This is a genomic window from Mycobacterium sp. 4858, assembly GCF_900240975.1.
Classification (GTDB): domain Bacteria; phylum Actinomycetota; class Actinomycetes; order Mycobacteriales; family Mycobacteriaceae; genus Mycobacterium.
In genome coordinates, this window is sequence record NZ_LT968776.1 from 2,012,685 (window position 1) to 2,037,795 (window position 25,111).

At 68.4% G+C, this 25,111-nt stretch carries 32 protein-coding genes; 13 read left to right on the forward strand and 19 right to left on the reverse strand.

Features of this window, described 5'->3' with window-relative positions; genetic code table 11:
* Positions 1 to 8 precede the first annotated feature (8 nt).
* Positions 9 to 920, reverse strand: a complete 912-nt coding sequence (locus C1737_RS17985) for a DNA-3-methyladenine glycosylase (RefSeq protein WP_067923096.1) — start codon at positions 918 to 920, stop codon at positions 9 to 11.
* 54 nt (positions 921 to 974) lie between these two features.
* On the opposite strand from C1737_RS17985, the gene C1737_RS17990 reads away from it, so the two are divergent.
* Positions 975 to 1,370, forward strand: coding sequence for a nuclear transport factor 2 family protein (locus C1737_RS17990; protein WP_067923099.1), 396 nt, complete (start codon positions 975 to 977; stop codon positions 1,368 to 1,370).
* On the opposite strand, the gene C1737_RS17995 is transcribed toward C1737_RS17990, so the two are convergent.
* Genes C1737_RS17995 through C1737_RS18010 form a run of 4 tightly spaced genes read right to left on the reverse strand, consistent with a single transcriptional unit; the run spans position 1,367 to position 4,168 of the window.
* On the reverse strand, positions 1,367 to 1,747 hold the full coding sequence (locus C1737_RS17995; protein WP_067923102.1) for a DUF427 domain-containing protein: 381 nt from the start codon (positions 1,745 to 1,747) through the stop codon (positions 1,367 to 1,369). The two genes, C1737_RS17990 and C1737_RS17995, sit on opposite strands and share 4 nt — an antisense overlap.
* Positions 1,748 to 1,805: 58 nt before the next feature.
* Positions 1,806 to 2,588 (reverse strand): class I SAM-dependent methyltransferase, encoded by a 783-nt coding sequence (locus C1737_RS18000; protein ID WP_102419078.1) that lies wholly within the window; start codon positions 2,586 to 2,588, stop codon positions 1,806 to 1,808.
* 51 nt (positions 2,589 to 2,639) lie between these two features.
* Positions 2,640 to 3,665, reverse strand: coding sequence for an NAD-dependent epimerase/dehydratase family protein (locus tag C1737_RS18005; protein WP_102419079.1), 1,026 nt, complete (start codon positions 3,663 to 3,665; stop codon positions 2,640 to 2,642).
* Positions 3,662 to 4,168: a nuclear transport factor 2 family protein gene (locus C1737_RS18010; protein WP_067923108.1), complete on the reverse strand. Its 507-nt coding sequence runs from the start codon at positions 4,166 to 4,168 to the stop codon at positions 3,662 to 3,664. The genes C1737_RS18005 and C1737_RS18010 overlap by 4 nt, the downstream gene beginning before the upstream one ends.
* Before the next feature lie 73 nt (positions 4,169 to 4,241).
* On the opposite strand from C1737_RS18010, the gene msrA reads away from it, so the two are divergent.
* Positions 4,242 to 4,754 carry a peptide-methionine (S)-S-oxide reductase MsrA gene (gene msrA, locus C1737_RS18015; protein ID WP_102419080.1) on the forward strand — a complete coding sequence of 171 codons (513 nt, stop codon included), beginning with the start codon at positions 4,242 to 4,244 and terminating at the stop codon, positions 4,752 to 4,754.
* A 12-nt stretch (positions 4,755 to 4,766) separates the two neighbouring features.
* Here msrA and C1737_RS18020 read toward each other — a convergent pair whose 3' ends face one another.
* On the reverse strand, positions 4,767 to 6,092 hold the full coding sequence (locus C1737_RS18020) for a cytochrome P450 (RefSeq protein ID WP_102419081.1): 1,326 nt from the start codon (positions 6,090 to 6,092) through the stop codon (positions 4,767 to 4,769).
* Positions 6,093 to 6,224: 132 nt separating this feature from the next.
* On the opposite strand from C1737_RS18020, the gene C1737_RS18025 reads away from it, so the two are divergent.
* The 3 genes from C1737_RS18025 to C1737_RS18035 are packed head-to-tail and all read left to right on the forward strand — an operon-like array spanning position 6,225 to position 8,129.
* Positions 6,225 to 6,830, forward strand: coding sequence for a TetR/AcrR family transcriptional regulator (locus C1737_RS18025; protein ID WP_102419082.1), 606 nt, complete (start codon positions 6,225 to 6,227; stop codon positions 6,828 to 6,830).
* Between the two features lie 39 nt (positions 6,831 to 6,869).
* The gene (locus C1737_RS18030) at positions 6,870 to 7,082 is read left to right on the forward strand and encodes a molybdopterin-binding protein (RefSeq protein WP_067923119.1); all 213 of its coding nucleotides are present in this window, start codon (positions 6,870 to 6,872) and stop codon (positions 7,080 to 7,082) included.
* Between the two features lie 3 nt (positions 7,083 to 7,085).
* Complete coding sequence (locus C1737_RS18035; RefSeq protein WP_102419083.1) at positions 7,086 to 8,129, forward strand: zinc-binding dehydrogenase; 1,044 nt, start codon at positions 7,086 to 7,088, stop codon at positions 8,127 to 8,129.
* A gap of 12 nt (positions 8,130 to 8,141) precedes the next feature.
* Here the strand turns inward: C1737_RS18035 and C1737_RS18040 are convergent, their stop codons facing one another.
* On the reverse strand, positions 8,142 to 9,032 hold the full coding sequence (locus tag C1737_RS18040) for an alpha/beta fold hydrolase (RefSeq protein WP_102419084.1): 891 nt from the start codon (positions 9,030 to 9,032) through the stop codon (positions 8,142 to 8,144).
* Positions 9,033 to 9,061: 29 nt separating this feature from the next.
* Entirely contained in the window at positions 9,062 to 10,297 is a 1,236-nt protein-coding gene (locus tag C1737_RS18045) for a sulfotransferase (RefSeq protein ID WP_102419085.1), read from the reverse strand.
* A 28-nt stretch (positions 10,298 to 10,325) separates the two neighbouring features.
* Here C1737_RS18045 and C1737_RS18050 point away from each other — a divergent pair, with 28 nt between their 5' ends.
* Positions 10,326 to 10,901 (forward strand): TetR/AcrR family transcriptional regulator, encoded by a 576-nt coding sequence (locus tag C1737_RS18050; protein WP_102419086.1) that lies wholly within the window; start codon positions 10,326 to 10,328, stop codon positions 10,899 to 10,901.
* Entirely contained in the window at positions 10,898 to 12,010 is a 1,113-nt protein-coding gene (locus C1737_RS18055) for a DUF1214 domain-containing protein (RefSeq protein WP_102419087.1), read from the forward strand. The genes C1737_RS18050 and C1737_RS18055 overlap by 4 nt, the downstream gene beginning before the upstream one ends.
* Positions 12,011 to 12,076: 66 nt before the next feature.
* Here C1737_RS18055 and C1737_RS18060 read toward each other — a convergent pair whose 3' ends face one another.
* Genes C1737_RS18060 through C1737_RS18075 form a run of 4 tightly spaced genes read right to left on the reverse strand, consistent with a single transcriptional unit; the run spans position 12,077 to position 15,925 of the window.
* Positions 12,077 to 13,120, reverse strand: a complete 1,044-nt coding sequence (locus C1737_RS18060; protein ID WP_068096285.1) for an LLM class flavin-dependent oxidoreductase — start codon at positions 13,118 to 13,120, stop codon at positions 12,077 to 12,079.
* A complete protein-coding gene (locus tag C1737_RS18065) occupies positions 13,120 to 13,644 on the reverse strand; it encodes an SRPBCC family protein (RefSeq protein ID WP_199182871.1) in 525 nt (174 codons plus the stop codon). Before C1737_RS18065 ends, C1737_RS18060 begins: the two co-directional genes overlap by 1 nt.
* A 46-nt stretch (positions 13,645 to 13,690) precedes the next feature.
* Complete coding sequence (locus C1737_RS18070; protein ID WP_102419088.1) at positions 13,691 to 14,797, reverse strand: acyl-CoA desaturase; 1,107 nt, start codon at positions 14,795 to 14,797, stop codon at positions 13,691 to 13,693.
* A 33-nt stretch (positions 14,798 to 14,830) separates the two neighbouring features.
* Positions 14,831 to 15,925, reverse strand: coding sequence for a ferredoxin reductase (locus C1737_RS18075; RefSeq protein WP_102419089.1), 1,095 nt, complete (start codon positions 15,923 to 15,925; stop codon positions 14,831 to 14,833).
* A 97-nt stretch (positions 15,926 to 16,022) separates the two neighbouring features.
* Here C1737_RS18075 and C1737_RS18080 point away from each other — a divergent pair, with 97 nt between their 5' ends.
* A complete protein-coding gene (locus C1737_RS18080) occupies positions 16,023 to 16,670 on the forward strand; it encodes a TetR family transcriptional regulator (RefSeq protein WP_197509211.1) in 648 nt (215 codons plus the stop codon).
* Positions 16,671 to 16,725: 55 nt separating this feature from the next.
* On the opposite strand, the gene C1737_RS18085 is transcribed toward C1737_RS18080, so the two are convergent.
* Positions 16,726 to 17,121 carry a hypothetical protein gene (locus tag C1737_RS18085; RefSeq protein WP_102419090.1) on the reverse strand — a complete coding sequence of 132 codons (396 nt, stop codon included), beginning with the start codon at positions 17,119 to 17,121 and terminating at the stop codon, positions 16,726 to 16,728.
* 47 nt (positions 17,122 to 17,168) lie between these two features.
* Positions 17,169 to 17,774 carry a GNAT family N-acetyltransferase gene (locus tag C1737_RS18090; RefSeq protein WP_102419091.1) on the reverse strand — a complete coding sequence of 202 codons (606 nt, stop codon included), beginning with the start codon at positions 17,772 to 17,774 and terminating at the stop codon, positions 17,169 to 17,171.
* A 73-nt stretch (positions 17,775 to 17,847) separates the two neighbouring features.
* Here C1737_RS18090 and C1737_RS18095 point away from each other — a divergent pair, with 73 nt between their 5' ends.
* From C1737_RS18095 to C1737_RS18105, 3 genes are all read left to right on the forward strand, one after another.
* The gene (locus tag C1737_RS18095; protein ID WP_102419092.1) at positions 17,848 to 18,945 is read left to right on the forward strand and encodes a F420-dependent hydroxymycolic acid dehydrogenase; all 1,098 of its coding nucleotides are present in this window, start codon (positions 17,848 to 17,850) and stop codon (positions 18,943 to 18,945) included.
* A gap of 238 nt (positions 18,946 to 19,183) precedes the next feature.
* On the forward strand, positions 19,184 to 19,882 hold the full coding sequence (locus C1737_RS18100; protein WP_102419093.1) for a GAF and ANTAR domain-containing protein: 699 nt from the start codon (positions 19,184 to 19,186) through the stop codon (positions 19,880 to 19,882).
* An 82-nt stretch (positions 19,883 to 19,964) separates the two neighbouring features.
* Positions 19,965 to 21,269 carry an acyl-CoA dehydrogenase family protein gene (locus C1737_RS18105; protein ID WP_199182872.1) on the forward strand — a complete coding sequence of 435 codons (1,305 nt, stop codon included), beginning with the start codon at positions 19,965 to 19,967 and terminating at the stop codon, positions 21,267 to 21,269.
* 90 nt (positions 21,270 to 21,359) lie between these two features.
* On the opposite strand, the gene C1737_RS18110 is transcribed toward C1737_RS18105, so the two are convergent.
* Positions 21,360 to 21,815, reverse strand: a complete 456-nt coding sequence (locus C1737_RS18110) for a MaoC family dehydratase (RefSeq protein WP_102419095.1) — start codon at positions 21,813 to 21,815, stop codon at positions 21,360 to 21,362.
* Positions 21,816 to 22,109: 294 nt separating this feature from the next.
* Here C1737_RS18110 and C1737_RS18115 point away from each other — a divergent pair, with 294 nt between their 5' ends.
* The gene (locus C1737_RS18115; RefSeq protein WP_068096331.1) at positions 22,110 to 22,439 is read left to right on the forward strand and encodes a hypothetical protein; all 330 of its coding nucleotides are present in this window, start codon (positions 22,110 to 22,112) and stop codon (positions 22,437 to 22,439) included.
* Positions 22,440 to 22,556: 117 nt separating this feature from the next.
* The gene (locus tag C1737_RS26890) at positions 22,557 to 22,730 is read left to right on the forward strand and encodes a hypothetical protein (RefSeq protein WP_197516372.1); all 174 of its coding nucleotides are present in this window, start codon (positions 22,557 to 22,559) and stop codon (positions 22,728 to 22,730) included.
* A gap of 33 nt (positions 22,731 to 22,763) precedes the next feature.
* Here C1737_RS26890 and C1737_RS18120 read toward each other — a convergent pair whose 3' ends face one another.
* The 4 genes from C1737_RS18120 to C1737_RS18135 form a co-directional block, all read right to left on the reverse strand.
* Positions 22,764 to 23,432 carry a GAP family protein gene (locus C1737_RS18120; RefSeq protein WP_158243976.1) on the reverse strand — a complete coding sequence of 223 codons (669 nt, stop codon included), beginning with the start codon at positions 23,430 to 23,432 and terminating at the stop codon, positions 22,764 to 22,766.
* A gap of 99 nt (positions 23,433 to 23,531) precedes the next feature.
* Positions 23,532 to 23,951 (reverse strand): DUF302 domain-containing protein, encoded by a 420-nt coding sequence (locus C1737_RS18125; protein WP_102419097.1) that lies wholly within the window; start codon positions 23,949 to 23,951, stop codon positions 23,532 to 23,534.
* A 38-nt stretch (positions 23,952 to 23,989) separates the two neighbouring features.
* Positions 23,990 to 24,604 carry a DsbA family protein gene (locus C1737_RS18130; protein ID WP_102419098.1) on the reverse strand — a complete coding sequence of 205 codons (615 nt, stop codon included), beginning with the start codon at positions 24,602 to 24,604 and terminating at the stop codon, positions 23,990 to 23,992.
* Between the two features lie 31 nt (positions 24,605 to 24,635).
* On the reverse strand, positions 24,636 to 24,956 hold the full coding sequence (locus C1737_RS18135) for a metal-sensitive transcriptional regulator (protein ID WP_068096267.1): 321 nt from the start codon (positions 24,954 to 24,956) through the stop codon (positions 24,636 to 24,638).
* Between the last annotated feature and the right edge of the window lie 155 nt (positions 24,957 to 25,111).

Sequence of the window (25,111 nt, forward strand, 5' to 3'; positions counted from 1 at the left end):
GACCACGTTTAGAGTTCGCTGATGTGCTGCACCGGCAGCCGGGGGCCATGCCGGGGCTCGTATGCCAACCCGCTGGCCTCGAGCAACCGGACCACGCGGTGGCGGTGTGGGCGCATCGGCTCGAGCAGTTCGAGCATGCCCGCGTCGTCGACGGGGCGGCCCAGGAGCGTCCAGCCGATCATCTTGGGGACGTGATAGTCGCCCACCGACAGCGCGTCGGCGTCGCCGAACGCCCGCTGGGCCGTTTCGGCGGCCGTCCATTCCCCCACCCCGGGCAACGACATCATCGCCTCTCGGGCCCGCGCGGCCGGACGGTCCATCAACCGTTCCAGCGAATCGGCCCGCCGCGCGCACGCCACCAGCGTCTGCGCACGCCTCGGATCGACGTTGGCGCGGTGGAATTCCCACGACGGGATGCGTCGCCACACTTCGGCCGATGGCGGCACCCGCATCCGCGCCGGCGCCGGGCCCGGGGCCGGCGAGCCGTACTTGGACACCAGCAGGCGCCACGACCGGAACGCGTCGGCACCGGGCACCCGCTGCTCGATGATCGCCGGGATCAGGGCCTCCAGCACGAGCCCCGTGCGCCCCAGGCGCAAGTGCGGAATCCGACGCTGGGCGTCGGCGACCACCGGATTCAGGGGCGCGAAATCCGAAGCGTCGTCGTGCATGCCCAGCAGCGCGGGTAGCCGTTCGACGAACTCCGGAGCCCCGCCACCCCACGCCAGGCAATGGGCGGCGTTGACGGCAGCGCGGCTGATCCGGGCGGTGACGGGACCGGTCGGCAACAAGCTGGTCCGCCAGATCGCGCCGTCACCGGACGCCTGGAAACACGGATCCCCGAAACCGCGGCGCAGCGGCGCCAACGTGTGTCCGAAGCTGACCGCCCCGGGGAACGTGACCGTGCGCGCGACTTCCACCGACCGACTCTCCAATTGACCGTTAACGAGGTGCCAAGTCAATATTGCGGTGTGATGACGCCGTTCGATGACCCGCAGGGCGAACTGGCCTGGATGTTCCTCCAAAGCACGAGCGAGGGGGGCGACCTCGACGAAGGCTTCGCGCTGCTCAGTGACGACTTCACCTACTGGTCACTGGTCACGCGCAACTCCTGCGACAAGGAGACCTTCCGCCGAACGGTCGAGCGGCGCAAGTCCGAACTCGAGCTGACCATCGACCTGGTGCGCTGCGTCAACGAGGGCGAAACCGTGGTGGTCGAGGCCCAGGCCAACGGGACCACCACCGGCGGCGTCGAATACGACAGCCCGTTCGTCTGCATCTTCGACACCCGCGACGGGTTGATCGTCTCGATGCGTTTGTACAGCGACACCCGGGCTCACGAGGCCGCTCTGCCCGGGTGGATCTGCTAGGACGCCGAGACGCTGATTTCGGCCTTGTTGGGGTAGAAGGCGACGTGCCCCTTGATCGCCGCGACCGCCGGGTAGGGCTGCTCATAGGTCCAGATCACGTCCTCGACGGTATCTCCGGCGGAACTGGTCACGCTGTAATAGCTGGCCTCCCCCTTGAACGGGCAGTAGGTGCTGGTGTCCGTGCGAGTCAGCCGGTCCTGCACCACGTCGCTCATCGGAATGTATTGCACCGCGGGCAAAGTCGCCTCGCGCAATTCGAGGGCGGCCGTCGTGTCGGCGACCAGCTCGCCGTTGACGCGGACCTGCACCCGACCCCGGGTCGGCTCGATGGTGATCGGGTGGCCGGCATTCGGCTCTTTGATTTCGGGATGGCTCATGGTTCCTCCTAGACGCCGATAACCGGTCCAACACGGGCCGGGGCCCGACGCTTCCCGATCAGGGCGGTCCGAATGCGTAGCGGTGATATTGCGCCATGTTGGCCATGGCCGGAACCAGGGACATGGCCCTGCCCATCAGGTGGTAGGCCCGCGGAAGCCGCTCGAAGGTGGCCGATTCAAACCACCGCACCCAGGAAAGCAGTCGAGTTCCGGGCACCGCCGCGAGTATCTCGTCCGGGCCGTCGATGCCCCAGCTCAACTTGGATCCCGATCTGCGCACCACCGCGTTGATCCACTGCGTTTTGATACCCGTCCGGTTGAAGGCGTCGAATTGCAGCTCGCCGTGTTCGAAGTGGTCAACGATCCGTTGCAGCAGCGCTGTGCCGTTCTGTTCGGATAGATACATGGTCAGCCCTTCGGCGATCATCAGCGCAGGCCGGTCGTTGGGTATCTCCGCGAGCCAGGCCGGATCGGTAACCGACGCGGCGACGACGTGGCAGTGCGGGGCAGCGGGGTAGAGCCGGGTGCGCAGTTCGGCGACGTCGGGGTAGTCGATGTCGTACCACTCCACCAGCGGGCCCGGCTGGAGCCTGAAGTATCGGCCATCCAGTCCGCAGCCCACATGCAGGACAACGGCGTTCGGATGCGCGTCGAGGAATTGGCGAGCCCAGATGTCGAAGTGCGCGGTGCGGGTCGTCACCGACGCTGATCTGCGCGCGGTGATGGTGGTCTGCGCCCAGTCGTACTCGATCCGCTCGACGACCTCCTTGGCATAACGGTCACCCAGGATCGGGTTCGGCAGGTCAGCGTCGAGCGCCTTGGCGTAGAGCGTCGCCAGCATCGTCTGTGGCGGCCCGTGGAGATCGACGCGTATGCGGTCCACCGGCCGGGCCTATTCGGACTGCGCGGCCGGAGCGTTCTTCCGCGGGGTCCGCATCGCCGCCCAGAACCGGGCGGCCTCCCGGATCGACTCCTCGACCGGGCGTGGCTGCCAACCCAATTCGCGCTTCGCCTTGCTGCTGTCGACGTCGGATTCGGCGCGCATCATGCGCACCGAGGCCAGGCTGAGTTCGGAGTCCTTTCCGGTGAGCCGCGCTTTGAGGGTGCCCGCCGCCGCCAGGGCGTAGAGCATCGGCACCGAGATCGAGCGTTGCGGCGGCGGCACCCCGGCCTCGTCGGCCGCGATCCGCACCACGTCGTTCAGCGCGATCATCCGCTCGGAGACCAGGTATCGCTCACCGATCCGGCCGCGCTCGGCGGCCAGGATCATGGCCCGCGCGGCGTCGTCGACGCCGACGACTTCCAGCCGAATGCCGTTCATTCCGAAGGGCAGCTTCCCGAAGACGGCGCCGGCGATGAAGGCACCGTGCGGCGTGCCGCCCCAGTCACCGCTGCCGTAGGTCGTTGACACGCACATCGCGATGGCGGGCAGCCCGGCGTCGGCCACGTACCGCATCACCAGGTTCTCCGCCTGCACCCTGGACTGGACATACGGCGTCAACCCCCGCGGGCTGATCACGTCGTCTTCGGTCGCCACGTGCCCATGGCGCCGGCCCACGGTCGCGTAGGTGCTGGTGAAGATGAACCGGCGCAAGTCGGGTTGGTCGACAGCGACATCGAGGACGTTGCGCAGGCCGTCGACGTTGGTGTGAAACAGCGGAGCCGGATCGCGCAACCACGCGCGGGTGTCGACGACGCAGTAATAGACGTCGTCGACGCCGTCCATCGCCTCGCGCAGGGTGGCGTCGTCGAAAACGTCGCCATGGAACCGGGTCAGCTCGAGGTCGTCGATGGAGCGGGTGTTGGCGTTCGGACGCACCATGGCCCGCACTTGGTGACCGTCGGCCACGAGTTGCCGGGTTACGTGCGAACCCAGGAATCCGTTGGCGCCGATAACGAGTTTGGGTCTGGTGCTCACTGAGATCCTCCGTTTTGCTGCATCCACCGGGCGGCGTCGTCGTCGAGCGTGCCCAGCGCCTGGGCCTTGCGGCACCACTTCATCCCGGCGCGCAGGAAGCGCAGCGGGTTGTAGATGTCCTCTTCACGGCTCCACTGGCCGTCGCCGGCATAGGTGATGATCGTGATGTTGGTAGCGCTGATGACGCTGCCGTCGCCCGGGTCGCGCATCGGATTGTCCAGTTCGAGGATGACCCGCCCGGTGGGCTCGTCGATCACCGACCACAGCGTGGGGAACGCGATCATGTGGCTGCCGGGGAAGGTGGTCATCGTTTGCTTGATCCACTCGCGCACCTCGTCGCGGCCCCGCATGGTGCCGGCCGCGTGCTCGACGTACTCGACGTCGGGCGTGTACTGCTCGACCCAGGCGTCCCAGTCGCGGGTCTCGGCGGCCCGGGCGACCGTTTCCTCGAATTTCTCGAAGGCGGCGGCCAGTTCGCTGCGGGAGAACGAACGGGTGGTCACTTCGCGGCACCGTTGCTGCTCATCGGCGGAGTGTAGCCTGGGCGGCATTGCGGCCGGTTAAGGAGGACGAGCAATGGCAACCCAAAAAGCGATACTTGCCGGCGGGTGTTTCTGGGGCATGCAAGAACTCATCCGCAAGCAGCCAGGCGTGGTCTCCACCCGGGTCGGTTACACCGGCGGCGACGTCCCGAATGCCACCTACCGCAATCACGGCACGCACGCCGAGGCGATCGAGATCGCCTTCGACCCGGCCGTCACCGACTACCGCACGATGCTGGAGTTCTTCTTCCAGATCCACGATCCGACAACGAAGGACCGGCAGGGCAACGACCGCGGCCCCAGCTACCGGTCGGCCATCTTCTACCTCGACGAGGAGCAGAAGCGCATCGCGTTGGACACCATCGCCGACGTCGAAGCCTCCGGGCTGTGGCCCGGCAAGGTCGTGACCGAGGTCAGCCCGGCCGGCGACTTCTGGGAGGCCGAGCCCGAGCATCAGGACTACCTGCAGCGTTACCCGAGCGGGTACACCTGCCACTACATCCGGCCGGGCTGGAAACTGCCGCGCCGGGCCACCGCGGACCAGTAGGCGGAGCGCAGCTCAGCGCCGGTGTACCACGACCCGGCCGCCGTCCTTGGGCGTGTAGGCGACCCCCCGGCCGTGCCACCGCTCCCCCGGCGCCGTCGTGGTCTCGATGGTGAAGTGCCGCAATACCGTTCGCAGCACGACGTCCATCTCCATGTTCGCGAACGCGGCGCCCACACAGCGACGGGTGCCACCGCCGAACGGAATCCACGCGAACGCGGACGGCTTGGTCCCGATGTACCGCTGCGGATCGAAGCGTTCCGGATTCGGGAACACGTCGGGGTTCTCGTGGATTTGCGCGATGCTCACCAACAGTGATTCGCCGCGCGGAATGACCCACTCCCCGAGCTGATAGCGCGGCGGGTAGACGCGCCGGGCGGCGAAATCGATGACCGTGCGGGACCGCTGCACTTCCAGGATGGTCGCCTGACGCAACTCCTGACCGTCGCCGTCGGCCTCCTCGACCAGCGCCGCCAGCACGTCGGGGTGGCGCGTCAGCCGCTCGAACGCCCAGGCCAGCGTGGAGGCCGTGGTCTCGTGACCGGCGGCCAGCAGCGTGAGCAGTTCGTCGCCGATGTCCTTGCGCGACATCACCGAACCGTCGTCGTAGGTGCTGCGCAGCATCAGGGCGAGCACGTCGGTGCGTTCCTCGAAGTTCGGGTCGGCCCGCTCGGCTTCGATCAGCCTGTCGATGACGAGGTCGTACTGGCGCCGCCATTCGTCGAGCCGTCCCCACGGGGTGTAGCGGCCGTAACTGCGTTTCGGCTTGGGCATGGTGGCCATTCGCGAACCCAGCGTGACCCACGGCGGGATGAGCCGGCGCAGCTCGTCGAGTTCGGCGCCCTCGGCCCCGAACACGGCGCGCAGGATGGCATTCAGGGTGATACGCATCATCGACGGCAGCGTCGCGAACGCCTCGCCCTCCGGCCAGCCCGCGGTCTCCCGCAGCGTCTCTTCCTCGATGATCGCCTCGTACTTCTTCATGCTCTTGCCGTGGAATGGCGGCGCCAGCAGCCGCCGCCGGCGGCGATGGTCCTCCCCGTCGAGCGCGAACACGGAGCCGGAGCCGAACAACCGGCTCAGGTTGGGCTGGATGTTGCCGAGTTCGTCCGGGCTGGTGGTGAAGATCTGCTTGGCCAATTGCGGGTCGGCGACCACCACGACCGGGCCGTAGATCGGCAGCTTCAGCGTGAAGACGTCGCCGTACCGGCGCGCCAGCCGCTGAATCATCGCCCGCCGCGACACCGCAAAACCCAGGCCCTGCAACAACTTCGGCAACCGGGTCGCCGGGGGCAACCTGACGGCGGCAGCGGCCGGCGGGGCGGTGACGACTTCACTCATGGTGGGCTGCTCCCCTGTTCACCCCGGGCACCGGGGGTGGTACCGTGGTGTACCAGACCTTTCGGGGATACGGTACTCTGTGGTACCACAGCCTGACAAGGGTGCCGCACCCATCGAAAGGGGGCGCCGGCCGTGACATCACCGACGACGGCAACGGTCGCGGTTCTCGGCGACCCGTTCCGGGTCCGGTTGCTCGACGGCCTGGCCACCTCGATCGCCGAGCGCGGCTACCGGGCCAGCACCGTCGCCGACGTCGTCCGTCACGCGCGGACGTCCAAGCGCACCTTCTACGACCAGTTCGCGAGCAAGGAGGAGTGCTTCCTGGAGCTGCTGGGTTCCGACGTCGAAAAGCTGGGCGAGTGCATCGCGGCGGCGGTCGATCCCGAGGCCGACTGGCATCAGCAGATTCGTCAGGCCGTTGAGGCCTACGTCGGTCACATCGAGTCGCGGCCCGCCCTCACGCTGAGCTGGATCCGGGAGCTCCCGTCCCTCGGCGCCGCCGCCCGCCCGGTGCAGCGGCGCGGGCTGCGGCTGCTGTCCAGCCTGCTGATCGACCTCAGTGCCAGCCCCGGCTTCCGGCGGGCCGAGCTGCCCCCGCTGACCGCCCCGCTGGCGGTCATCCTGCTGGGCGGTCTGCGCGAATTGACCGCCCTCGCCGTCGAAGACGGAAACCCGGTGCGGGGAATCGTCGAGCCGGCCGTAGACGCCTCCATAGCCCTGCTCGGCCCGCGACACTAAAGTCACTCGCAGACCCCTCAACCAGACGGAGGACTCACGATGCGGCTGTCCACCCGAAACCAGCTCAAAGGGACGATCACCGAGGTTGACCTCGGCACCGTGATGGCGATCGTGAAGGTCAAGCTCGACGGCGGCGATCAGGTCGTCACGTCGTCGGTGACCAAGGACGCCGCGATCGATCTCGGACTCAAGGTCGGCCAACCGGCGACCGTGTTCATCAAGTCCACGGAAGTCACCATCGGCGTCGACTAGCCCATGGCAACGACGATGCGCGCCGAGCGCTTCTACGCCGACACCAAAAGGGTTGCGCTCGAAGATGTTCCAATACCCGAGCCCGGCCCCGGTGAGGTCTTGGTCAAGGTCGCCTTCTGCGGCATCTGCCACTCCGACCTGAGCCTGATCAACGGCACCTTCCCGGCGCAGCAACCCGTGGTGACCCAGGGACACGAAGCCTCGGGCACCATCGCCAAACTGGGCCCGGAGGTGGCCGGCTGGGCCGAGGGGGACCGCGTCGTGGTCGCCGCCGGCCGGCCCTGCCAACGCTGCGCGAACTGCCGGCGCGGCGACGTGGTCAATTGCCTGCGTATCCAGTTGATGGCCTTCGCCTACGACGGGGCGTGGGCCGAGTACACGGTGGCGCAGGCGGCGGGCCTGACCCGGGTGCCCGACAACGTGCCGCTGGAGCAGGCCGCGATCCTGGCCGACGCGGTGTCCACGCCGTTCGGCGCCGTCGTCCGCACGGGCAAGGTGGCGGTCGGCGAGTCGGTCGGCGTCTGGGGCGTCGGCGGCCTCGGCACGCACATCGTCCAGCTCGCGCGGTTGGTGGGCGCCGTGCCGATCGTCGCCGTCGACATCAACCCCGCCGTGTTGGAGCGGGCACTGGCCGTAGGCGCGGACTACGCGTTCGACTCCCGCGAAGACGGGCTGCGGGACAAGATCGCGGACGTCACCGGCGGCCGCCTGCTGGACGTGGCCTTCGACGCCGTCGGCCTGAAGGCGACGTTCGAGCAGGCCCTCGATTGCCTCACCTCGGGCGGCCGGCTGGTGGGCGTCGGGATGAGCGCCGAGGCGCCGACCGTGGGACCGACCGCGCTGTTCGGTCTGACCCGCAAGCAGGTGCTGGGCCACCTGGGCTATCAGAACGTCGACATCGAAACCCTGGCGAAGCTGGTTTCGGCCGGGCGCCTTGACCTTTCACGGTCGATCAGCCGGATCGTCGCCCTGGAAGACGTGGCGCACGGCATCGAGATGCTCGAGCGGCAGGAGGGCGACCCCATCCGGATCCTGGTGCGGCCCTGAGCGCGCGGACGCTCAACCTTCGCCGCGCAGGAAAGCCCTGACCCGGTCCAGCACCAGCTCCGGGCGCTGGTCGACGATCCAGTGGCCGACGCCGTCGACCAGCTCCACCTTGAAATCGCTGATGTGGTTGGCATATCCGTCGGTCAGGTCGGGCGTGATGACCGGGTCTTCGGTGCCGGTCAGCCAGCGAACGGGTACCTCGACGCGAGCGTCGTCGTACTCGCCGCGCATCCAGCGCAGCATCTCGCCGGTCTGGAAGCTGCGGTACCACCGCGAACCGGCTTCGGCATGGCCGGGCTGGCGCATGCACTCGAGGTACATGGCGACGTCGTCGTCGGGCAGCGTGAAGCCGCCGCCGACCCAGGATCCCAGCAGGCGGACGAAGCGTGAGTTGGGAGTGCTGATCACCCGCGGGCCGACGACCGGCAACGAAATCGGGATCTGGTACCAGAACCGCCAGACGTTGCGGACCGTCGACAGCCCCCGCTTCACCCAGGGCGCGACGGTGTTCACCCCGAAGAAGCCGGTCACCCTTTCCGGGTGGCGCAGCATCATGATGAAGGCCACCGGCCCGCCCCAGTCGTGCGCGACGAGCTTGACCGTCTTCACGTTCAAGCGATCCAGGACGGCCGCCAGATCGTCGGCCATCTCGGCCTTGGTATAGCTCGAGCGCGGCGCCGAACTCCAGCCGGCGCCGCGCAGGTCGGGGCACAGCACCCGGTAGCCGTCGGCGGCGAGCGGCCCGATCAGGTTGTGCCATTCCCACCAGTTCTGGGGGAAGCCGTGCACCAGCATCACCGCCGGCCCGTCGGCCGGACCCGCGTCCGCGACGTGGATCGTCACCCCGCTTCCCAGATCCACATACCTGTGTTCGACACCGTCCAGCGCGGGCATGGTCACCATGCCAAAAGAAGCTAGCGGGCTGCCGCGGGTTAGGCCAGAAACCGCTCGACATAGGGCGCGAACCGGTCACGCAAGTCGGCCTCGTCCAATCCGAACATCTCGCAGGACGTCGCGACATTGCCCAGCCGGCCGCGGCGATGGCCGGCCAGGTAGGCGTCGATCGCGGTTCGGGCCTCGTCGGTGAACGGCTCACCGGCCAGGGCGTACACCCGCTCGGCCACACCGAGCTCGTCGGCCATGAAGTCGTCGAAACGGATGTCGATCGAGCGGTCCGGGCCGATGGTGTCGCGGTCGCGAACGAGCGCGGAGAGCATGTCGTCCAGGCGGTCGATCCACGAGGCCGCGATCTCGGCCACCGGCACGGGCGTTCGGTGCATGCGCGCGGAGTAGGTGATCATCGCGATCATCGACAGCGCCACCGGCACCGGATCGCGGTGCGTGAACACGACGATGCCGCCGGGGAAGACACGCCTCAGCACCGGCACCTGCTCGAGATGCTGGGGCGACTTGAGCAGCCAGCGCCGCCCGCCCCGCAGGAACTGCATGGCTTTGAGTTGCCGGGCGAGGTATTCGTAGTGCGGCGTCTGGTCGTGGGCCCGGTAGTAGTCACGCCAGCGCGGCACGTGGGCCAGCGTCTCGAAGAGCATGGTCGAAAAGTCGTTGGCGAGCAGCTGGATCTCTTCGTGGACGTGCTCGGTGGTCATCTCGTGCATCAGCGGGAAGTGGGGCATCACGGTGTTGATCACGCCGATCGCGACGTCCATCCGCGCGCGCCGCGGGTCCGGCTCGATCCCGGCCTCGGCCGGCAGCGGGAACGGTTCGACGCTTTCCCAATACGGCATGCTGCGGAACGTGGGCGGGACGGCCAGCATGTTGTGCAGGTGGGTGGTGCCGGTGCGGGGCAGCCCCGCGATCACCACCGGCGGCTGCAGCTCGATGTCGTCGATCTCGGGATGCCGCCGCAGCAGGTCGGTGAGCAGCAGCCGGTTCTTGAGCAGTTGCAGCAGCTGCCCGTAGAAGTTCACGACCCCGGCCCCGTGCACCCCTTCGATGTCGCGCAGCGCGGCGAGGTAGGCCTCGAGTCGCTCCCGATAGTCCGACGGACCGAAGTCGTCCAGGCCGGTGTCGGCGGCGGCCCGCGCGCGTAGCGCGTCGGCATCCAGCGGGCAGTCCGGCGCGAGCGAGGCCATCATGTCGAGGATTTGTTGCGCCTCGGGGCTGAAGCGGGGCCGGGCGAGGTCGTCAAGGAGAACGGCGTCGGTCACGGCGACTTATGTTACTCTCGGTTTCGTAATGGTAGTGGATTTTGGCCGGCCCCGTGACCCACGCATCGACGGCGCGGTGCTGAGCGCCACCGTGGAACTGCTCGCCGAGACCGGCTACGCCGGGCTGCTGGTGTCCGCGATCGCCGAACGCGCCGGCACCAGCAAGCCCGCGATCTACCGGCGCTGGCCGAGCAAGGCGCACCTCGTCCACGAGGCGGTGTTCCCCATCGGCGCCGCCACCGAGCTGCCCGATACCGGGTCACTGCCCGAGGACCTTCGCGAAATGGTCCGTCGCTCAATGACTTTCCTGACGACGCCGGCCGCCCGGGCGGCCTTGCCGGGGCTGGTGGCCGAGATGGCCGCCGACCCTTCCCTGCATGCGGCGCTGCTGGAGCGGTTCGCCGGCGTCATCGGCGGGGGTCTCGCCGAGTTACTCGAGCGGACCGCGGGCCGCGGCGAGGTCCGGCCCGACGTGACCGCCGCCGAACTGACCGAGGCCATCGCCGGCATCACGCTCATGGGCCTGTTGACCCGCGTCGCCGAGCTCGACGATACGTGGGTCGATCGCACTACCACCTTGCTTCTGAAGGGAATCCGCGCATGACGCACGAAACGACGGCCGCGTGGCAGGAGCTGCTGGGCACCCTCGGCGCCCTGGACCGGTCCTTTATGGAGGGCGACCGGGCGGTCACCGACGAGCGGCACGTCGCGGACGGCTACCGCATGCTCGCCAGCACGCTCGGCGTGGCCTTCGACGCCTACCTGTTCACCGAGCCGAGCCGGCCCCAGTTCTTCGCCGTGAACACGCCGTTCCGCCGCGACCGGCGCTGGGGCGGCGACAACACCGACGCCTACTACCACCTCTGCCCCGTCGATCCGCAGCGCCGCTACCGCATCAGCGGCAACACGGGTGACAGCGTGTACTTTTCGGTGACCGCCTACAACGAGCCGTCGCCGGGCGCGTGGTCCGACCGGGTGGTCGCGATCGTCCGCGACAGCGATCTGGACGTAGACGCCGACGGCAACTTCTCCTTCGAACTCGGCCCCACGCCGGACGCCGCCGTGCTGATGACCCGCGACTACCAGGCCGACCCGCTGACCGGGCGCCCCGTCACGTGGCGGATCGAGGCGCTCGAGGCGCCGGACCCCATCCGGCACGGCGACGCCGAGACCGCGGCGGGCCTGCGCGCGGTGTCGACCTGGTTGCGCACCATGTTCGCGATCGTGCCGCTGGCGGTCGGGACGCGCGTCGACGAGACGCACGCTCTGGGACACGAAACCGCTTACGCCGCAAATGAATTCGCCGACCCGTACCAAGTCCCCGACGCCAACTTCGGGTGGTCGGCGCGCGACGCCTGCTACTCGTACGGCAGCTTCGTGCTCGACGACGACGAAGCGCTGGTGATCACGCACCGGCCGCCCGCCTGCCGGTTCTGGAACCTGGTGGTGTGGAACCAGTTCATGGCCACCTTCGGCGCCGCCGAGGGCCCCGATGTCCGCTGCTCGATCAACGGCCACAGCGCCGCGGTCAACAGCGACGGCTCGGTGACCATCGTGTTGTCCCGCGCACTGACCGGTCACCCGAATTCGCTGACCACGCTGGGCTACCCGCGCGGGAACCTCGCCTTCCGGTGGTTCCTGGCCGACGGGGTGCCGGCGCGGCCCCAGGTGAAGCTGATGAAGGCCGCGCAGGCACCGACCGCCACCACCTAACCCGCCGAGTGTGTGGCCTACGTACGTGAACCGCGTTGATTCCGTCCGTAGCCCCCACACTCGAGATCAGCCGACCGCCGAAACCAGCTCGATGGCCCGGCCCAGGGTGCGCAGCTTGGCCTCCAGTGTGTCGCCGGCCGGATACAGCCGCACCGTGTTCACGCCGGCGTCCCGCCACACCGCAAGCCGGGCGCGCACCATCTCCTCGGTGCCGATCAGCGTCGTGGCCAGCACCATCTCGTCGGTGATCAGGGCGGCCGCGCCGTCGCGATCGCCCCGCTGCCAGCGCTCACGGGCCTCGGCGGCGATGTCGGCCCAGCCCTGCCGGCTGTAGGCCCGGTTGTAGTAGTTCGTGCTCGCGGACCCCATCCCGCCGAGGCTGAAGGCCAACCCCTTCTTGCGGCCGGCGACCATCCCGCGCAGTTCGTCCTCCCCGGCGGCGAAGGCGACCTCGGCGCCCTGGCAGATGTCCACGTCGGAGCGCGTGCGGCCGGCGGCGGCTAAGCCCTCGTCCAAGTGCGAGAAGTAGGCTTCGCCCGCGCCCTCGGGGACGAAGCTGGTGCCCAGCCAGCCGTCGGCGATCCGCCCGGTCAACCGCAGCATCGCCGGTGACAGCGCGGCGAGGTAGATGGGGATGGGATGCTCGGGCCGGGTCGACAATCGCATCGGCACGCCCTCACCACCGGGTAGCGGAATGTGAAATTGCTTGCCGGAGTAGGAGATTCTCCCCCCGCTGAATACCTGCCGCACGATCTCGACGGTCTCGGCGATGCGGGCCAGGGGCCGGCCGAACGACACGCCGTGCAGGCCCTCGATCACCTGCGGGCCGGAGGCGCCCAGTCCGAGCAGGAAACGCCCGCCCGACAGGTTGGACAGGGTGATCGCCGTCTGGGCGACCATGACGGGCGAACGAACGCCGACTTGCAGAACGCCCGACCCGAGCAGGATCCGCTCGGTTCGCGCCGCCAGGTAGCCCAGCGCCGACGGCGCGTCGGAGCCCCAGGCCTCGGCCACCCAGCACACGTCGAGGCCCAGCTTCTCCGCCTCGACGACGAAGGTCGCGGTGTCACGACCGGCGGTGGACAACTCGACCGTCGTCGCGGTGCGCATCAGCGCACCCCGTGCTCGGCCAGCCTCTTGATCGCCGCCAGTGTCTTGCCCATCGCGGCCTCGAACTCGCGCATCCGAACGAACACGATCTTCTGCTCCTTGTCGGGCATCGATTCGATGGCCACCGACAGCCCCGAACGTCCCGGACCCATCTGCATCCAGTAGCTCAGCGCCGTGCCGCCGTCGCGGGGGGTCAGCCGGAACCGCCACGTCGCCGCGGGGTTGGTGGGATCGCCGACGGCCCAGGCGAATTCGCGGGGCTCGTGGCACGCGACGATCTGCGAGCTGGAGCTCCATTGCCCGAAGGCCTCGTGTTCGTTGTGTCCGATGAAGCAGGCACCCACGCGCGGGGCGTCGGCACCCTCGGCCCACTCCACGGCTTGCAGCTCATTACTCAGCGTCGGCATCAGCTTGATGTCGGAAACCAGGCTCCACACGCGGGCGGGGTCCGCGTCGATCCACGTCGATGCTTCCACCGTCGGTTTGTCCGCATAGCGCGCGCCGGTCCATTCCACGTCGCCCATTGTCCCCCGCGCGCAAGGCCCACGGCGCGGGGGACGCGGCCCGCCGTCAGGCGGCGGCGGGCGCCGGGTCGGCCGATCGGTCGTTCGTGGCGTTGCGCAGCACCGAGTCCGGGAACGTCAGCCGGACGATCTTGCGGACGACGGTGCCGAACTGGCGCAGCAGCGGGCCGCGGTTGTAGGGGATGCCGTAGCGCTCGCAGATCGCTTGCACCTCGGGCGCGACCTCGGCGTAGCGGCGCGCCGGCATGTCCGGGAACAGGTGGTGCTCGATCTGGTGGGACAGGTTGCCGGAGAGCAGGTGAAAGAGCTTGCCGCCGGTGAGGTTCGCCGAGCCGAGCACCTGGCGGAAGTACCACATGCCGCGGGACTCGTCCTTGGTCTCCTCGACGGTGAATTCCTGGGTGCCGTCGGGGAAGTGGCCACAGAAGATGATCATGTACGACCACACGTTGCGCATCAGATTCGCCGAGAGATTGCCCGCGAAGACGAAGGGTGCGAACGGGCCGGCCAGCAACGGGAACGCCACGTAGTCCTTGAGGGTTTGCCGGCGCGTCTTCTTCCAGATCGCGCGCAGCACCTCGCGTTTGTCGGCGAGCTCGATTTCGCCGGAGCGGATGCGCTCGGTCTCCAGTTCGTGCAGCGCGACGCCGTACTGAAACAGCACCATCAGCAGGAAGGCGTAGACGGGGTTACCCAGGAAGTACGGCTGCCAGGGCTGGTCTTCGCTCATCCGCAGGATGCCGTAGCCGATGTCGCGGTCCATTCCCACGATGTTGGTGTGAGTGTGGTGCATGTAGTTGTGGGAGTGGCGCCACTGATCGGCCGGGCATGCGGTGTCCCACTCGAAGGAGCGGCCGGAGATGTTCGGGTCGCGCATCCAGTCGTACTGACCGTGCATGATGTTGTGGCCGATTTCCATGTTGTCGAGGATCTTCGACAATCCGAGCATGGTCGTGCCCAGCAGCCAGGCGGGCGGAAGGAACAGCAACGCGCGGCCGCCGACTTCCAGCGCGCGCTGCGCCTTGATGACGCGGCGGATGTAGTCGGCGTCCTGCGCGCCCAGGTCAGCCATCACGCGCTCCCTGATGGCGTCCAGCTCGCGGCCGAATGCGTCGGCCTGCTCGGGGGTGAGGGTGATCTTGTTCTGTGTCATGGCTTTTCCTCCAAGGAATTGGGTGGCTTGTCACTACAGCGACAGCTCGACGTCGCCGACGGGGACCGACACACAGATCTGCACGTCCTCGTCGGGACCGGTCGAGACCGCGCCGGTGATCAGGTTGCGCACCGTTCCGGTGGTCTTCCGTCGGGTGCAGGTGTGGCAGATGCCCATCCGGCAGCCGTTTTCCGGTGTCAGGCCCGCCGACTCCGCCTGGTCCAGCAGCGAGCGTCCGTCGTCGACGACATCGACGCCGCTGTCGGAGAAGCTGACCCGCCCGCCCGAGGGATCCGCCGGTGCATCGAATGACGGCGGCACGAAGCTCTCGGTGCGGACGTTGTCGCAGTGCTTGCGGACGGCGTCGACCAAAGGCGCCGGCCCGCAGACGAACACCGCGTCCGGGGATGGCATCGCGGCGGCCAGGTGTGCGGCATCGAACCGGCCGGCAAGGTCACCGCCGCCCGATCGGGTGTAGCCGTGTAGCACCCGGACGCCGGGCAGCGTGGCGAGTTCGTCGCGGTAGCATGCCTCGGCCGCGGTGTGGGCGTAGTGGACGAACGCGATCTCGCCCGCGTGGCCCTCGGCGACCAGGGTGCGCAGCATCGCCATCACCGGCGTGATGCCGCTTCCGCCGGAAACGAAGAGGATTCGCCGCGGCCTGTCCTTGGGCAGCGTGAAGTCGCCGCCGACACCCGCCAAACCGACCACCATGCCGGGGTGGGCGTGCTCGTACAGGTAGGTCGAGACGAGCCCGGCGTCGTGCCGGCCGACCGTCAGCTCCAGCCGGCTCGCGCCCTCGGCGTTGGCCGGCGAATAGCAGCGGGTGTGCCGGCGGCCGTCGATCTCGACGGTGAGGTTGACGTACTGGCCGGCCTGGACCGTCCAGGCGGACGTGAAGCGCTCGTTCGGGGCGAGGACGAGCGTGACGCTGCGAGCGGTGTTGCGACGAACGCCGGTCACCTTGGCGCGGGCCTCCCCCAGCGTCCAGGTCGGCGCCACCAGCTCGGTGTACCGGTCGACGCCGTGCGGGCCGGTGAGCAGGTCGAGAAGGTCTGAACCCAAGACGCGCTTCCGAAACGTGCGAGCGAGGGCCCGGCCAGAAGTCTGAGCGGTTTGAGTGAACATATGTACACCGTGGGGCCGTACCACCCGGTCAGTCAAGGGTTTACTGCCGCTCTGTGGTAGGGTTCACATAGTGAACAGCCGTACTCCTACCTCACGGGTGCGCGGTTCTGGTCGCGAGCGTGTGCGCGAAAGCCGGTCGCGCGAGGAGCGCAAGGAGGCGACCCGTCGCGCCATCATCGCCGCGGCTCTCAAGCTGTTGCAGGACCGCAGCTTCTCCAGCCTGAGCCTGCGTGAGGTGACCCGTGAGGTCGGCATCGTCCCGGCGGCGTTCTACCGTCACTTCGAGTCGATGGAGGCCCTTGGGCTGGTCCTGATCGACGAGTCGTTCCGGAGCCTGCGCGACACGCTGCGAGACGCGCGCGCCGGCAAGCTCGACCCGAATCGGGTGATCGAGTCGTCCGTCGAGATCCTGGTGGCCAGTGTCGCGCAGCGGCGGGAACATTGGCGATTCATCGCACGCGAACGCAACAGCGGGCTGAGCGTGCTGCGCTATGCCATCCGCACCGAGATCCGGTTGATCACGTCCGAGCTGGCGACCGACCTGGCGCGTTTTCCGCGGTTGCACGAGTGGAGCACCGAGGATCTCAACGTGCTGGCGACCCTGTTCGTCAACGCGATGATCGTCATCGCGGAGGCCATCGAGGACGCGCAGAGCACCGAGGCGCTGGAAGACATCCGGCGGATCGCCGTCAAGCAGCTGCGGATGATCGCGATCGGCATCGCCGGCTGGAAGAGCAGCCCCTAGCCCTAGCGGGCGTCCGTGCACCCCACCGGGAGTGAACAGTCGAACACTGGTCGTCTTACTCGGTGGTCTGTGTGAAGTCCGGCGCCCCGTTCTCGTCGACGACCTCGTAGAGCGACTGGCCATCCTCGGGTGCCCCGTCGATCTGGCCGCGATGCGCGCGTCCGGCCGGGCCGTCGAGGGTCGCGCCCGCCACACCTTCGGCGGTGACGTCGGGCTCCTCTTCGGCGAGCCGGGCATCCAGGGACGCACCCTCGCGCGCTTCCCGTGCGGTCATGCCGAACCGGTTCGCTTCGCTCCAGCCCTCGGGCGGGTCGACGACGATGTCGCCGTCGTCGTTGTGGACCTCGTCGGAGTCGGTGCCTTCGCTCGCGTTCAGGGTGTCACCGGGTCCGCCCTCCTCGGGGAAGTCGGCCGGGTCCACCAGCTCGTCGGCTTGCGGGTTATCGCTCATGCGGGAACGGTTGCCCGCCGGGTTGGGGGGCTAAACGCCGGTGACCGCTAGCGCGGCGTCCGCCACATCGCCCACATGGTCGGGCCGCCGTCGGGCACGACGATCTCGCGGGTCACCGTGAAACCGAAACGTTCGTAGTACGGCACGTTTTCGGGCTTACTCGACTCGAGATAGGCGGGACAGTACTCGGCGTCGCAGCGGTCCAGCCGCGACCGCATCAGCGCCCGACCGAAGCCCCGCCCGCGGACCGAGGGGTCGCTCCCGATCACGGCGAGATACCAGTGCGGCTCTTCGGGATGCGTGCTCTTCATCAGTTCCTGCAGGCCGCGCGCCTTACCCGAACGCAGGCCGACCACCCGCAGAAAAGTCGGGATCATCGCGAGTTCCCCCATGCGTGTCTCCCGCCACTGGTTGGGCGGATCCCACAGCGCGGCCGCGCCGATGCCCGGGCCGTCACAGGCCACCTCGACGCCGCCGCACCCCAGGTGGTGATGGCGTGTCATCGTCGCGAACAACCGGTGCAGGTGCGCGGCCCGCGCCCGGGGATCGGGCAGCAGCCAGGTGGTCACGGGGTCGTCGTAGAAGGCCCGGCCGAGCGTGCGTGACAGCTCACGGAGATCGGCCTTGCGCGCCGGGCGGGTCTGGGGACTCACCCGAGTCAGGCTAGCGGGTGACCGACCGCCGCATCAGGGGTGTGAGCGGCCCGGCGTTGGGTACGTTAGTCCGGTGACCGGCGTCTCGCGTCGCGACTTCGGACGGATGGCCGCGGGTGCGGGCGTGCTCGGCACCGCCGGACTTTCCGCCGGCTGCGGGCGACCGGACGCCGACCACGCCGCGCCCGCGGCACCGCCGCCGCCCGCGGCCAAGGCGGTCGGTCTGGTGCTCTCCCATGAGCAGTTCCGCACCGACCAACTGGTGGCGCAAGCCCAGGCGGCCGAACAGGCCGGCTTTGCGCATGTCTGGGCCAGCGACCATATCCAGCCGTGGCAGGACAACGAGGGCCACTCGATGTTCCCTTGGCTGACCCTGGCGCTGGTGGGGAACGCCACCAGCCGCATCTCCTTCGGCACGGGGGTCACCTGCCCCACCTACCGGTATCACCCGGCCGTCGTGGCGCAGGCGTTCGCCTCGCTGGCGGTTCTGTATCCCGGACGCGTCTTCCTGGGGGTGGGAACCGGGGAACGGCTGAACGAACAGGCGACCACCAACGCGTTCGGCAAGTACACCGAGCGCCACGACCGGCTGGTCGAGGCGATCACCCTGATCCGCCAGTTGTGGAGCGGATCACGAACCTCGTTCGCCGGGCGCTATTTTCAGACGAATTCGTTGAAGCTCTACGACACGCCTTCGGCGCCGCCGCCGATCTTCGTGGCGGCCAGCGGCCCCAAGAGCGCCACAATGGCCGGCCAATACGGTGACGGATGGATCGGGCAGGCCCGGGATGTCACGAATCCCACGCTGCTGACCGCATTCGACTCGGGTGCGCGCGCCGCCGGCCGCGACCCCGGCGCCCTCGGCAAGCGCGCCGAGTTGTTCGCGGTCGTCGGCGACAACGCCGAGGCGAGCGCCGCCGCCGGCCTGTGGCGCTTCACCGCCGGCGCGGTCGACCAGCCCAACCCTGAGGAGATCCAGCGCGCCGCACAGGTCAATCCCCTCGACAAGGTGCTGGCCAACTGGACCGTCGGCACCGACCCCGCGCCGCACATCAAGGCGGTGCAAGCGATCGTCGACGCCGGCGCCGTGCCGTTTCTCCATTTCCCCCAAGGGAATCCGCTCACGGCGATCGAGTTCTACCGCACCAACGTATTGCCGAAGTTGCATTGAGCACCCGCGGGCGATACCGCGTTCCCGATATTCACACCGTCGCAAGGCATCTGGCACCACAGCCGGGCGTAGGCGAACATCACCGCCGCGGGCCGATGACCCGTCGACCGGTTTCAAGGCCGCGGGCCCGGGTATCCGTCCCGGCGGTGGCGGCCAGCCGCCGGCATACGCAACGACAGCAACCGATGATCGGCACCGGAGGCTTACGCGCCCGGGCGATCGTGGAGAATCCGGTTTCATGGAGTCTGCAGACCCGACGTCGACCCACCAACTGGCCGTGCGCATGGCCGAACTCGCCCGCGACATCGCCGCGCCGCGTTCGCTGGGCCACGTTCTCGCCGACGTGACCACCGCCGCGGTGGAGCTGATACCCGCGGCGGACATCGCCGGGGTGCTGCTGATCAAGGGCGGCGAGGAGTTCGAATCGGTCGCGGACACCGACAGCTTGGTTGCGCAGCTCGACAAGTTGCAGCACGACTTCGGTGAGGGCCCCTGCCACGACGCCGCCCTGGAACAGACGATCGTGCGCACCGACGACCTCCGCGACGAACCACGCTGGCCCCAATACGCGCCGGCGGCCGTGGAACGCGGTGTGCTGAGCAGTCTCTCGTTCAAGCTGTACACCGCTGAGCGCACGGCCGGCGCGCTGAACCTGTTCAGCTTCCGGGCCGACCCCTGGGACACCGAAGCCGAGACCATCGGGGCGGTCTTCGCCGCGCATGCCGCGTCGGCGATCATCGCCGGGCGGCACGGGCAGCAGCTGCAGTCGGCCCTGTCGACGCGGGACCGCATCGGCCAGGCCAAGGGCATCATCATGGAGCGCTACGGCGTCGACGAACTGCGCGCGTTCGACCTGCTGCGCCGGCTGTCTCAGGAGAGTCAGGTCAAGCTCGTCGACATCGCCCAGCGCGTCATCGACACCCGCGGCGACGGCTGATCCGCCGCTGCCGCCATCTACGATGGGGTGGCCTTCATCGACGAAGCCGGTGCGACGCTGCGCCGGGGAACGGGTGGCCACCGTGTGGGATTTCGAAACGGATCCGGACTATCAGGCGAAGCTCGACTGGGTCGAGAAGTTCATGGTCGACGAACTCGAGCCGCTCGATCTGGTCGCCCTCGACCCGTACGACAAGAAGAACGCCGAGATGATGGCGATACTGCGGCCGTTGCAGCAGCAGGTGAAGGATCAGGGGTTGTGGGCCGCGCACCTGCGCCCCGAGCTAGGCGGCCAGGGTTTCGGCCAGGTCAAGCTCGCGCTGCTCAACGAGATCCTCGGCCGTTCCCGCTGGGCGCCGTCGGTGTTCGGCTGCCAGGCGCCGGATTCGGGCAACGCCGAGATTCTGGCCATGTTCGGCACCGACGAACAGAAGGCCCGCTACCTGCAACCGCTGCTCGACGGCGAGATCACCTCGTGCTATTCGATGACCGAACCGCAGGGCGGCTCCGACCCCGGCCAGTTCGTGACTGCCGCGACCCGGGACGCCTCGGGAAATGGGGACTGGGTGATCAACGGCGAGAAGTGGTTCTCCACCAACGCCAAGCACGCCTCGTTCTTCATCGTGATGGCCGTGACCAATCCCGAGTCGCGCACCTACGACAAGATGTCGCTGTTCATCGTTCCCGCCGAGACGCCGGGCATCGAGATCGTCCGCAATGTCGGCGTGGGAGCCGAATCGTCGAAGCGCGCGAGTCACGGCTATGTGCGCTACACCGACGTCCGCGTCCCGGCCGACCACGTACTGGGCGGCGAGGGCCAGGCGTTCATGATCGCGCAGACCCGGCTCGGCGGCGGCCGTATCCACCACGCGATGCGCACGATCGCCCTGGCGCGCAGCGCTTTTGACATGATGTGCGAGCGCGCCGTCTCCCGTAAGACGCGGCACGGGCGGTTGTCGGACTTTCAGATGACCCAGGAGAAGATCGCCGACAGCTGGATCCAGATCGAGCAGTTCCGGCTGCTGGTGCTGCGCACCGCGTGGCTGATCGACAAGCACCACGACTACCAGAAGGTGCGCCGCGACATCGCGGCGGTCAAGGTCGCCATGCCCCAGGTGCTGCACGACGTCGTGCAGCGGGCCATGCACCTGCACGGCGCGCTCGGCGTCTCCGACGAGATGCCGTTCGTCAAGATGATGGTGGCCGCCGAGTCGCTGGGGATAGCCGACGGCGCCACCGAACTGCACAAGATGACGGTGGCCCGCCGCACCTTGCGCGAATACCATCCCGTGACAACGCTATTCCCGTCCGCGCACATCCCCACCCGCCGCGCGGAGGCGCAGGCGCGCCTGGCCGAGCGTCTCGAGCATTCCGTCGCGGAGTTCTGACCCGAGGGCTCGTTTCGGCGACACTTAAACCACGCACACGACACGCCGCCATGCATCGCCGTGGCTTAAGTCTCGCGACGGCCGCCTGGGTCAGGTGATGTAGCGGACGATGCTCTCGACCACGCAGGCCGGCTTGGCCGAGCCTTCGATCTCGACGGTGGTCGACATGGTCGCCTGCACGGCGCCGTTGCCGAGGTCGTCGACGCTGACCAGCGACGTCTGCGCGCGCACCCTCGAACCGACCGGTACGGGCGCGGGAAAGCGAACCTTGTTGAGGCCGTAGTTGATTGCGAGCTTGATGCCGTTGACGGTGTAGATCTGGTGCTGCAGGCGGGGCAGCAGCGCCAGGGTCATGAATCCGTGGGCGATCGTCCCACCGAACGGACCCGCGGCCGCGCGTTCGGGGTCGACGTGGATCCATTGGTGATCGCCGGTCGCGTCGGCGAACAGGTTGACGTCTTGCTGGGTGATCGTCACCCAGTCGCTGTGCCCGATCGTCTCGCCGGTGGCGGCGGCGAGGTCGGCCACTGATTCGAAGGTGCGCATTGACGTTCCTCCTTGACTCCGGGTGGTAACCATAGCGCCGTTGCCGCGCCGCCCCACCATCCGGCCCACCCCGTTTGCCCGAGCACCGCGGGGGTAGTCGCGGATGGGACAGCGGCGTCGCTCCGGGGAAAGGTCACTTCGTACCCAATGTCGCCGCACACCATGGGGTTTCACAGCAGCCGCCCGCACGCCGACGACACCGACGGCTCGGCCCGGCGCACGCCCGAGGTTGGTTTCGGTGCGGCCTTTCGGGGGAAGCCCTGCGTGAACTGCGAACCGCACGGAGGGAACGGGATGCCTGAACGCAGAAGCCAGACGGTTGAATCCGACGCGCACCAGTCACGGACGCGCGGCGAAGCGGACAACGGGGGCACCCAGACGCGCAGGCGCCCTTCGGAACGAACCCGCAAAACGGAACGCCCGCGCCTCAACATCCCGATCATCGGGCGGGTGCGAGTTCCGCACGCCGATCACCTCGCGTTCTATGGCGGGCTGGCCGCGCTGGCGGCGTTCCAAATCCTCGACTGGCCCATGGCTTTGGTGCTGGGGGCCGGCCAGGCGCTGGCGGAGAGCCAGCACGATCGCGTCGTCCGAGAGTTCGGCGACGCCTTGAGCGACGCTTGAACGGCTGTGCCGGGCGCCCGCTCCATACGGCATCCACCTGGTCGCCAACACCTGGGGTTTGGCACTGCATGGCTGGGGAACCCGTCAGGGATTGGGAGCCGCATCGAAAGGAAGCACATGGCAGATCCGAAGGGCCACAAGACGGAATCCGACGTCGAACCGGAGGCTCACGAGTCTCGCTCACGCGCCGCGGCCGGAGAGGCCGACGGCTCGTACGTCGGGGCGGCCGGTTCGGATGATTCTTTCGACGCCGGGGAGACGGGCGCCGAGGCACGCAGTCAACGCGGCTGACCGACACGGAGCCCCGGTCAGTGATCCACGGTCTCAGGAGAGGCCGTACAGCACAACGGCAAAGCCGGCCAGCACGACGGCCGTGGCCGCGAGCGCTCGGTGCCGGCGCTGAATCCACTGCCTGATCCGCTCGAGCTGGGGGTCGATTCGTGGCCCGACGACGAGGTAGGCCAGGACCGGGGCGGCGACGGTCGAACTCGCCAGCGCCGCATAGTAAGCCACCGCCAGCACCGAGCCGGCGGCCGTCATTCGCACGCTGGCGATCTGGGTTCCGACGGCCGCGCTGGCGGCCAGCACCTTGGGGTTGGCCAGCATGGGGAGCATTCCGATCGCGGCCGCGGCCGAAGGCGTTATCCTGCCCACACTGCCTTCCCACCGCAGCCCGCCCGTGGGGTGGGCGCGTCGCCACCAAAGCCAGGTGCCCAATGACATCAGCACCACGCCGGCCCCGACGACCACCCCGTCGGCCCACGCCGGCGCGGGCTCCAGCAGGCCGTCGAACAGTCGCGGGAACTGCATGAACGCCGCGGCGAGGGCGGTCAGCGACACCAACCGGCCCAGCAAGTAGGCGACACTCGAAGAGTACGGCCGGTCGTTGTGGGCGAGCAGTACCAACGACACGCCGATGGATATGGGTGAGACTGCTACCACGAGTGCCGGTGCGGTCAGCTTAGCCAACACCAGGCCCGAAAGTACCGACACACCAACGCCTTTCAGACGTGCACGAGCGACTCGTCGGGACGTTCGCCGAGCCCCGCGGCCCGCGGTGTCACGGCCTGGCCCGCCCCCCGAAGACCGGCGTCAGGGCGTCGGAGACGGTTGCTTGAGCGCTCCGATCGCGGCCTGCAGTTTGGCGGTGGCCTGGTCCGCGACGTCCTGCAATGCGCCCTGCTCGCCGGTCACCTTGACCATCAACTGGGGATCCATCGCCTCGACGAGAACCGCATCGCCCCGGCTGTCGGGGTCGGTTCGCACCACGACGTTGCATGGCAGCAACTGGCCGATCTGACGGTGAATCCCGAGCGCGCGATGGGCCAACACCGGGTTGCAGGCACCAAGGATGAGGTAATCCTCCATGTCCTCACCGAGCTTCTTCTTCAGCGTGGCCTTGACGTCGATGGTGGTCAGCACGCCGAAGCCCTGCTCGGCGAGGGCTTCCGTCGTCCGATTCACCGCGTCCTCGAACGAGGTGTGCAGCGTGGCGGTCAATCCTGATGTCATTTCTCCTCCTCTTTCAGGTTTTCTCGGTCGCGCGGGCGTCAGCCCGCGGTGCGCGGCCGTTGCAGTTGGGCGAACTGGGGAACGGCGGCCAATGTCGCGACCGCGTCGAACACTGCGATCGAGTCCCCTTCGTCGGGTACCGCGGTCAGGACCGGCCCGAAGAACGCATGCCCGTCGATCTGCAGGATCGGACTGCCCCCGGTTTCGCCGAGCGCATCCTGTGCCGCCTGGTGCCCTCGCCGCACCAGCTCGTCCAGCGATTCGTCCGAGATCGCCCCGGGGAGGGTGTCGCGCACGCCCGCCGCGGTCAAGACGTGGGCGACGAGGTTGTCGTCGAGGGGCTCCGAGCGGTCGATGTATCGCTCACCGAAGGCGAAGTACGCGGCGGCCCACCCGGCGGCGCCCTTTTCCCGCGCTACGGCGGCCATCAACCGGCCGACCTTCCGGGAGTCGCGCATGCGCGCCTGCTGTGGGGGCGGGAGTTCGCGCCCCTCGTTGAGCACCGCCAGGCTCATCAGCTGCCAATCCACCGACACGCCGGTCTTCTCGGCGACGGCGCGCAGCCAACGCGCGGTGTTCCACGAAAACGGACACACCGGGTCCAGCCACAGCGTGGCTTTCGATCCAGCTCGACCCTTGTCGGCGGGGTCCATTGCTCATCCCCCTTCTCGGAGAGGCCGGCCGTCAGGCCAGGCTCAGAAACAGTTTTTCCAGCTCGTCGATCGATAGGCCGGGCCCGTCGGTGGGACTACCCTCCGGCCGGGCGATGCAGTCGCGCAGGCCGGAGGCGATGATCTTGAATCCGGCGCGATCCAGCGCCCGTGACACCGCGGCCAACTGCGTGACGACATCCTTGCAGCTGCGGCCCTGCTCGATCATCGCGATGACGCCGCCGAGCTGGCCGTGGGCCCGCCGTAACCGGGCGAGGACGGCATCCATGTCGGCGGGGTCGTGCCCGGCGACGTCGGCCGGAACCGGCGAACCGACCTGAATTTCTTCTTTCATGACTCCTTCATACCATACCCCAGGGGGCATTACGTCAGGATTGTCTATACCCCTGGGGGTATGGTACTAATGGAGCCGCGGGTGAAGCGAGGGCTCGCGGGTATCCGGTCACCGCGTTGGCGTGGGGCCGGTGCCTGGCGACCCTCAACTGCGGG

Bases quoted from the DNA above. Each gene is read 5' to 3' on its own strand.
- C1737_RS18000 (WP_102419078.1), bottom strand. From the start codon at position 2,588: ATGCTGGCGACGCTCTACGCCAAGGCGCTCGACGCTGACCTGCCGAAC.
- C1737_RS18125 (WP_102419097.1), bottom strand. From the start codon at position 23,951: ATGACATCAGGATTGACCGCCACGCTGCACACCTCGTTCGAGGACGCG.
- C1737_RS18110 (WP_102419095.1), bottom strand. From the start codon at position 21,815: ATGCGCACCTTCGAATCAGTGGCCGACCTCGCCGCCGCCACCGGCGAG.
- C1737_RS18115 (WP_068096331.1), top strand. From the start codon at position 22,110: ATGCCTGAACGCAGAAGCCAGACGGTTGAATCCGACGCGCACCAGTCA.
- C1737_RS18135 (WP_068096267.1), bottom strand. From the start codon at position 24,956: ATGAAAGAAGAAATTCAGGTCGGTTCGCCGGTTCCGGCCGACGTCGCC.
- C1737_RS18085 (WP_102419090.1), bottom strand. From the start codon at position 17,121: ATGAGCGATAACCCGCAAGCCGACGAGCTGGTGGACCCGGCCGACTTC.
- C1737_RS18050 (WP_102419086.1), top strand. From the start codon at position 10,326: ATGGTAGTGGATTTTGGCCGGCCCCGTGACCCACGCATCGACGGCGCG.
- C1737_RS18030 (WP_067923119.1), top strand. From the start codon at position 6,870: ATGCGGCTGTCCACCCGAAACCAGCTCAAAGGGACGATCACCGAGGTT.
- C1737_RS18020 (WP_102419081.1), bottom strand. From the start codon at position 6,092: ATGAGTGAAGTCGTCACCGCCCCGCCGGCCGCTGCCGCCGTCAGGTTG.
- C1737_RS18070 (WP_102419088.1), bottom strand. From the start codon at position 14,797: ATGACACAGAACAAGATCACCCTCACCCCCGAGCAGGCCGACGCATTC.
- C1737_RS18055 (WP_102419087.1), top strand. From the start codon at position 10,898: ATGACGCACGAAACGACGGCCGCGTGGCAGGAGCTGCTGGGCACCCTC.
- C1737_RS17990 (WP_067923099.1), top strand. From the start codon at position 975: ATGACGCCGTTCGATGACCCGCAGGGCGAACTGGCCTGGATGTTCCTC.
- C1737_RS18035 (WP_102419083.1), top strand. From the start codon at position 7,086: ATGGCAACGACGATGCGCGCCGAGCGCTTCTACGCCGACACCAAAAGG.
- C1737_RS18130 (WP_102419098.1), bottom strand. From the start codon at position 24,604: ATGGACCCCGCCGACAAGGGTCGAGCTGGATCGAAAGCCACGCTGTGG.
- C1737_RS26890 (WP_197516372.1), top strand. From the start codon at position 22,557: ATGGCAGATCCGAAGGGCCACAAGACGGAATCCGACGTCGAACCGGAG.
- C1737_RS18040 (WP_102419084.1), bottom strand. From the start codon at position 9,032: ATGGTGACCATGCCCGCGCTGGACGGTGTCGAACACAGGTATGTGGAT.
- C1737_RS17995 (WP_067923102.1), bottom strand. From the start codon at position 1,747: ATGAGCCATCCCGAAATCAAAGAGCCGAATGCCGGCCACCCGATCACC.
- C1737_RS18075 (WP_102419089.1), bottom strand. From the start codon at position 15,925: ATGTTCACTCAAACCGCTCAGACTTCTGGCCGGGCCCTCGCTCGCACG.
- C1737_RS18060 (WP_068096285.1), bottom strand. From the start codon at position 13,120: ATGCGCACCGCGACGACGGTCGAGTTGTCCACCGCCGGTCGTGACACC.
- msrA (WP_102419080.1), top strand. From the start codon at position 4,242: ATGGCAACCCAAAAAGCGATACTTGCCGGCGGGTGTTTCTGGGGCATG.
- C1737_RS18100 (WP_102419093.1), top strand. From the start codon at position 19,184: ATGGAGTCTGCAGACCCGACGTCGACCCACCAACTGGCCGTGCGCATG.
- C1737_RS18065 (WP_199182871.1), bottom strand. From the start codon at position 13,644: ATGGGCGACGTGGAATGGACCGGCGCGCGCTATGCGGACAAACCGACG.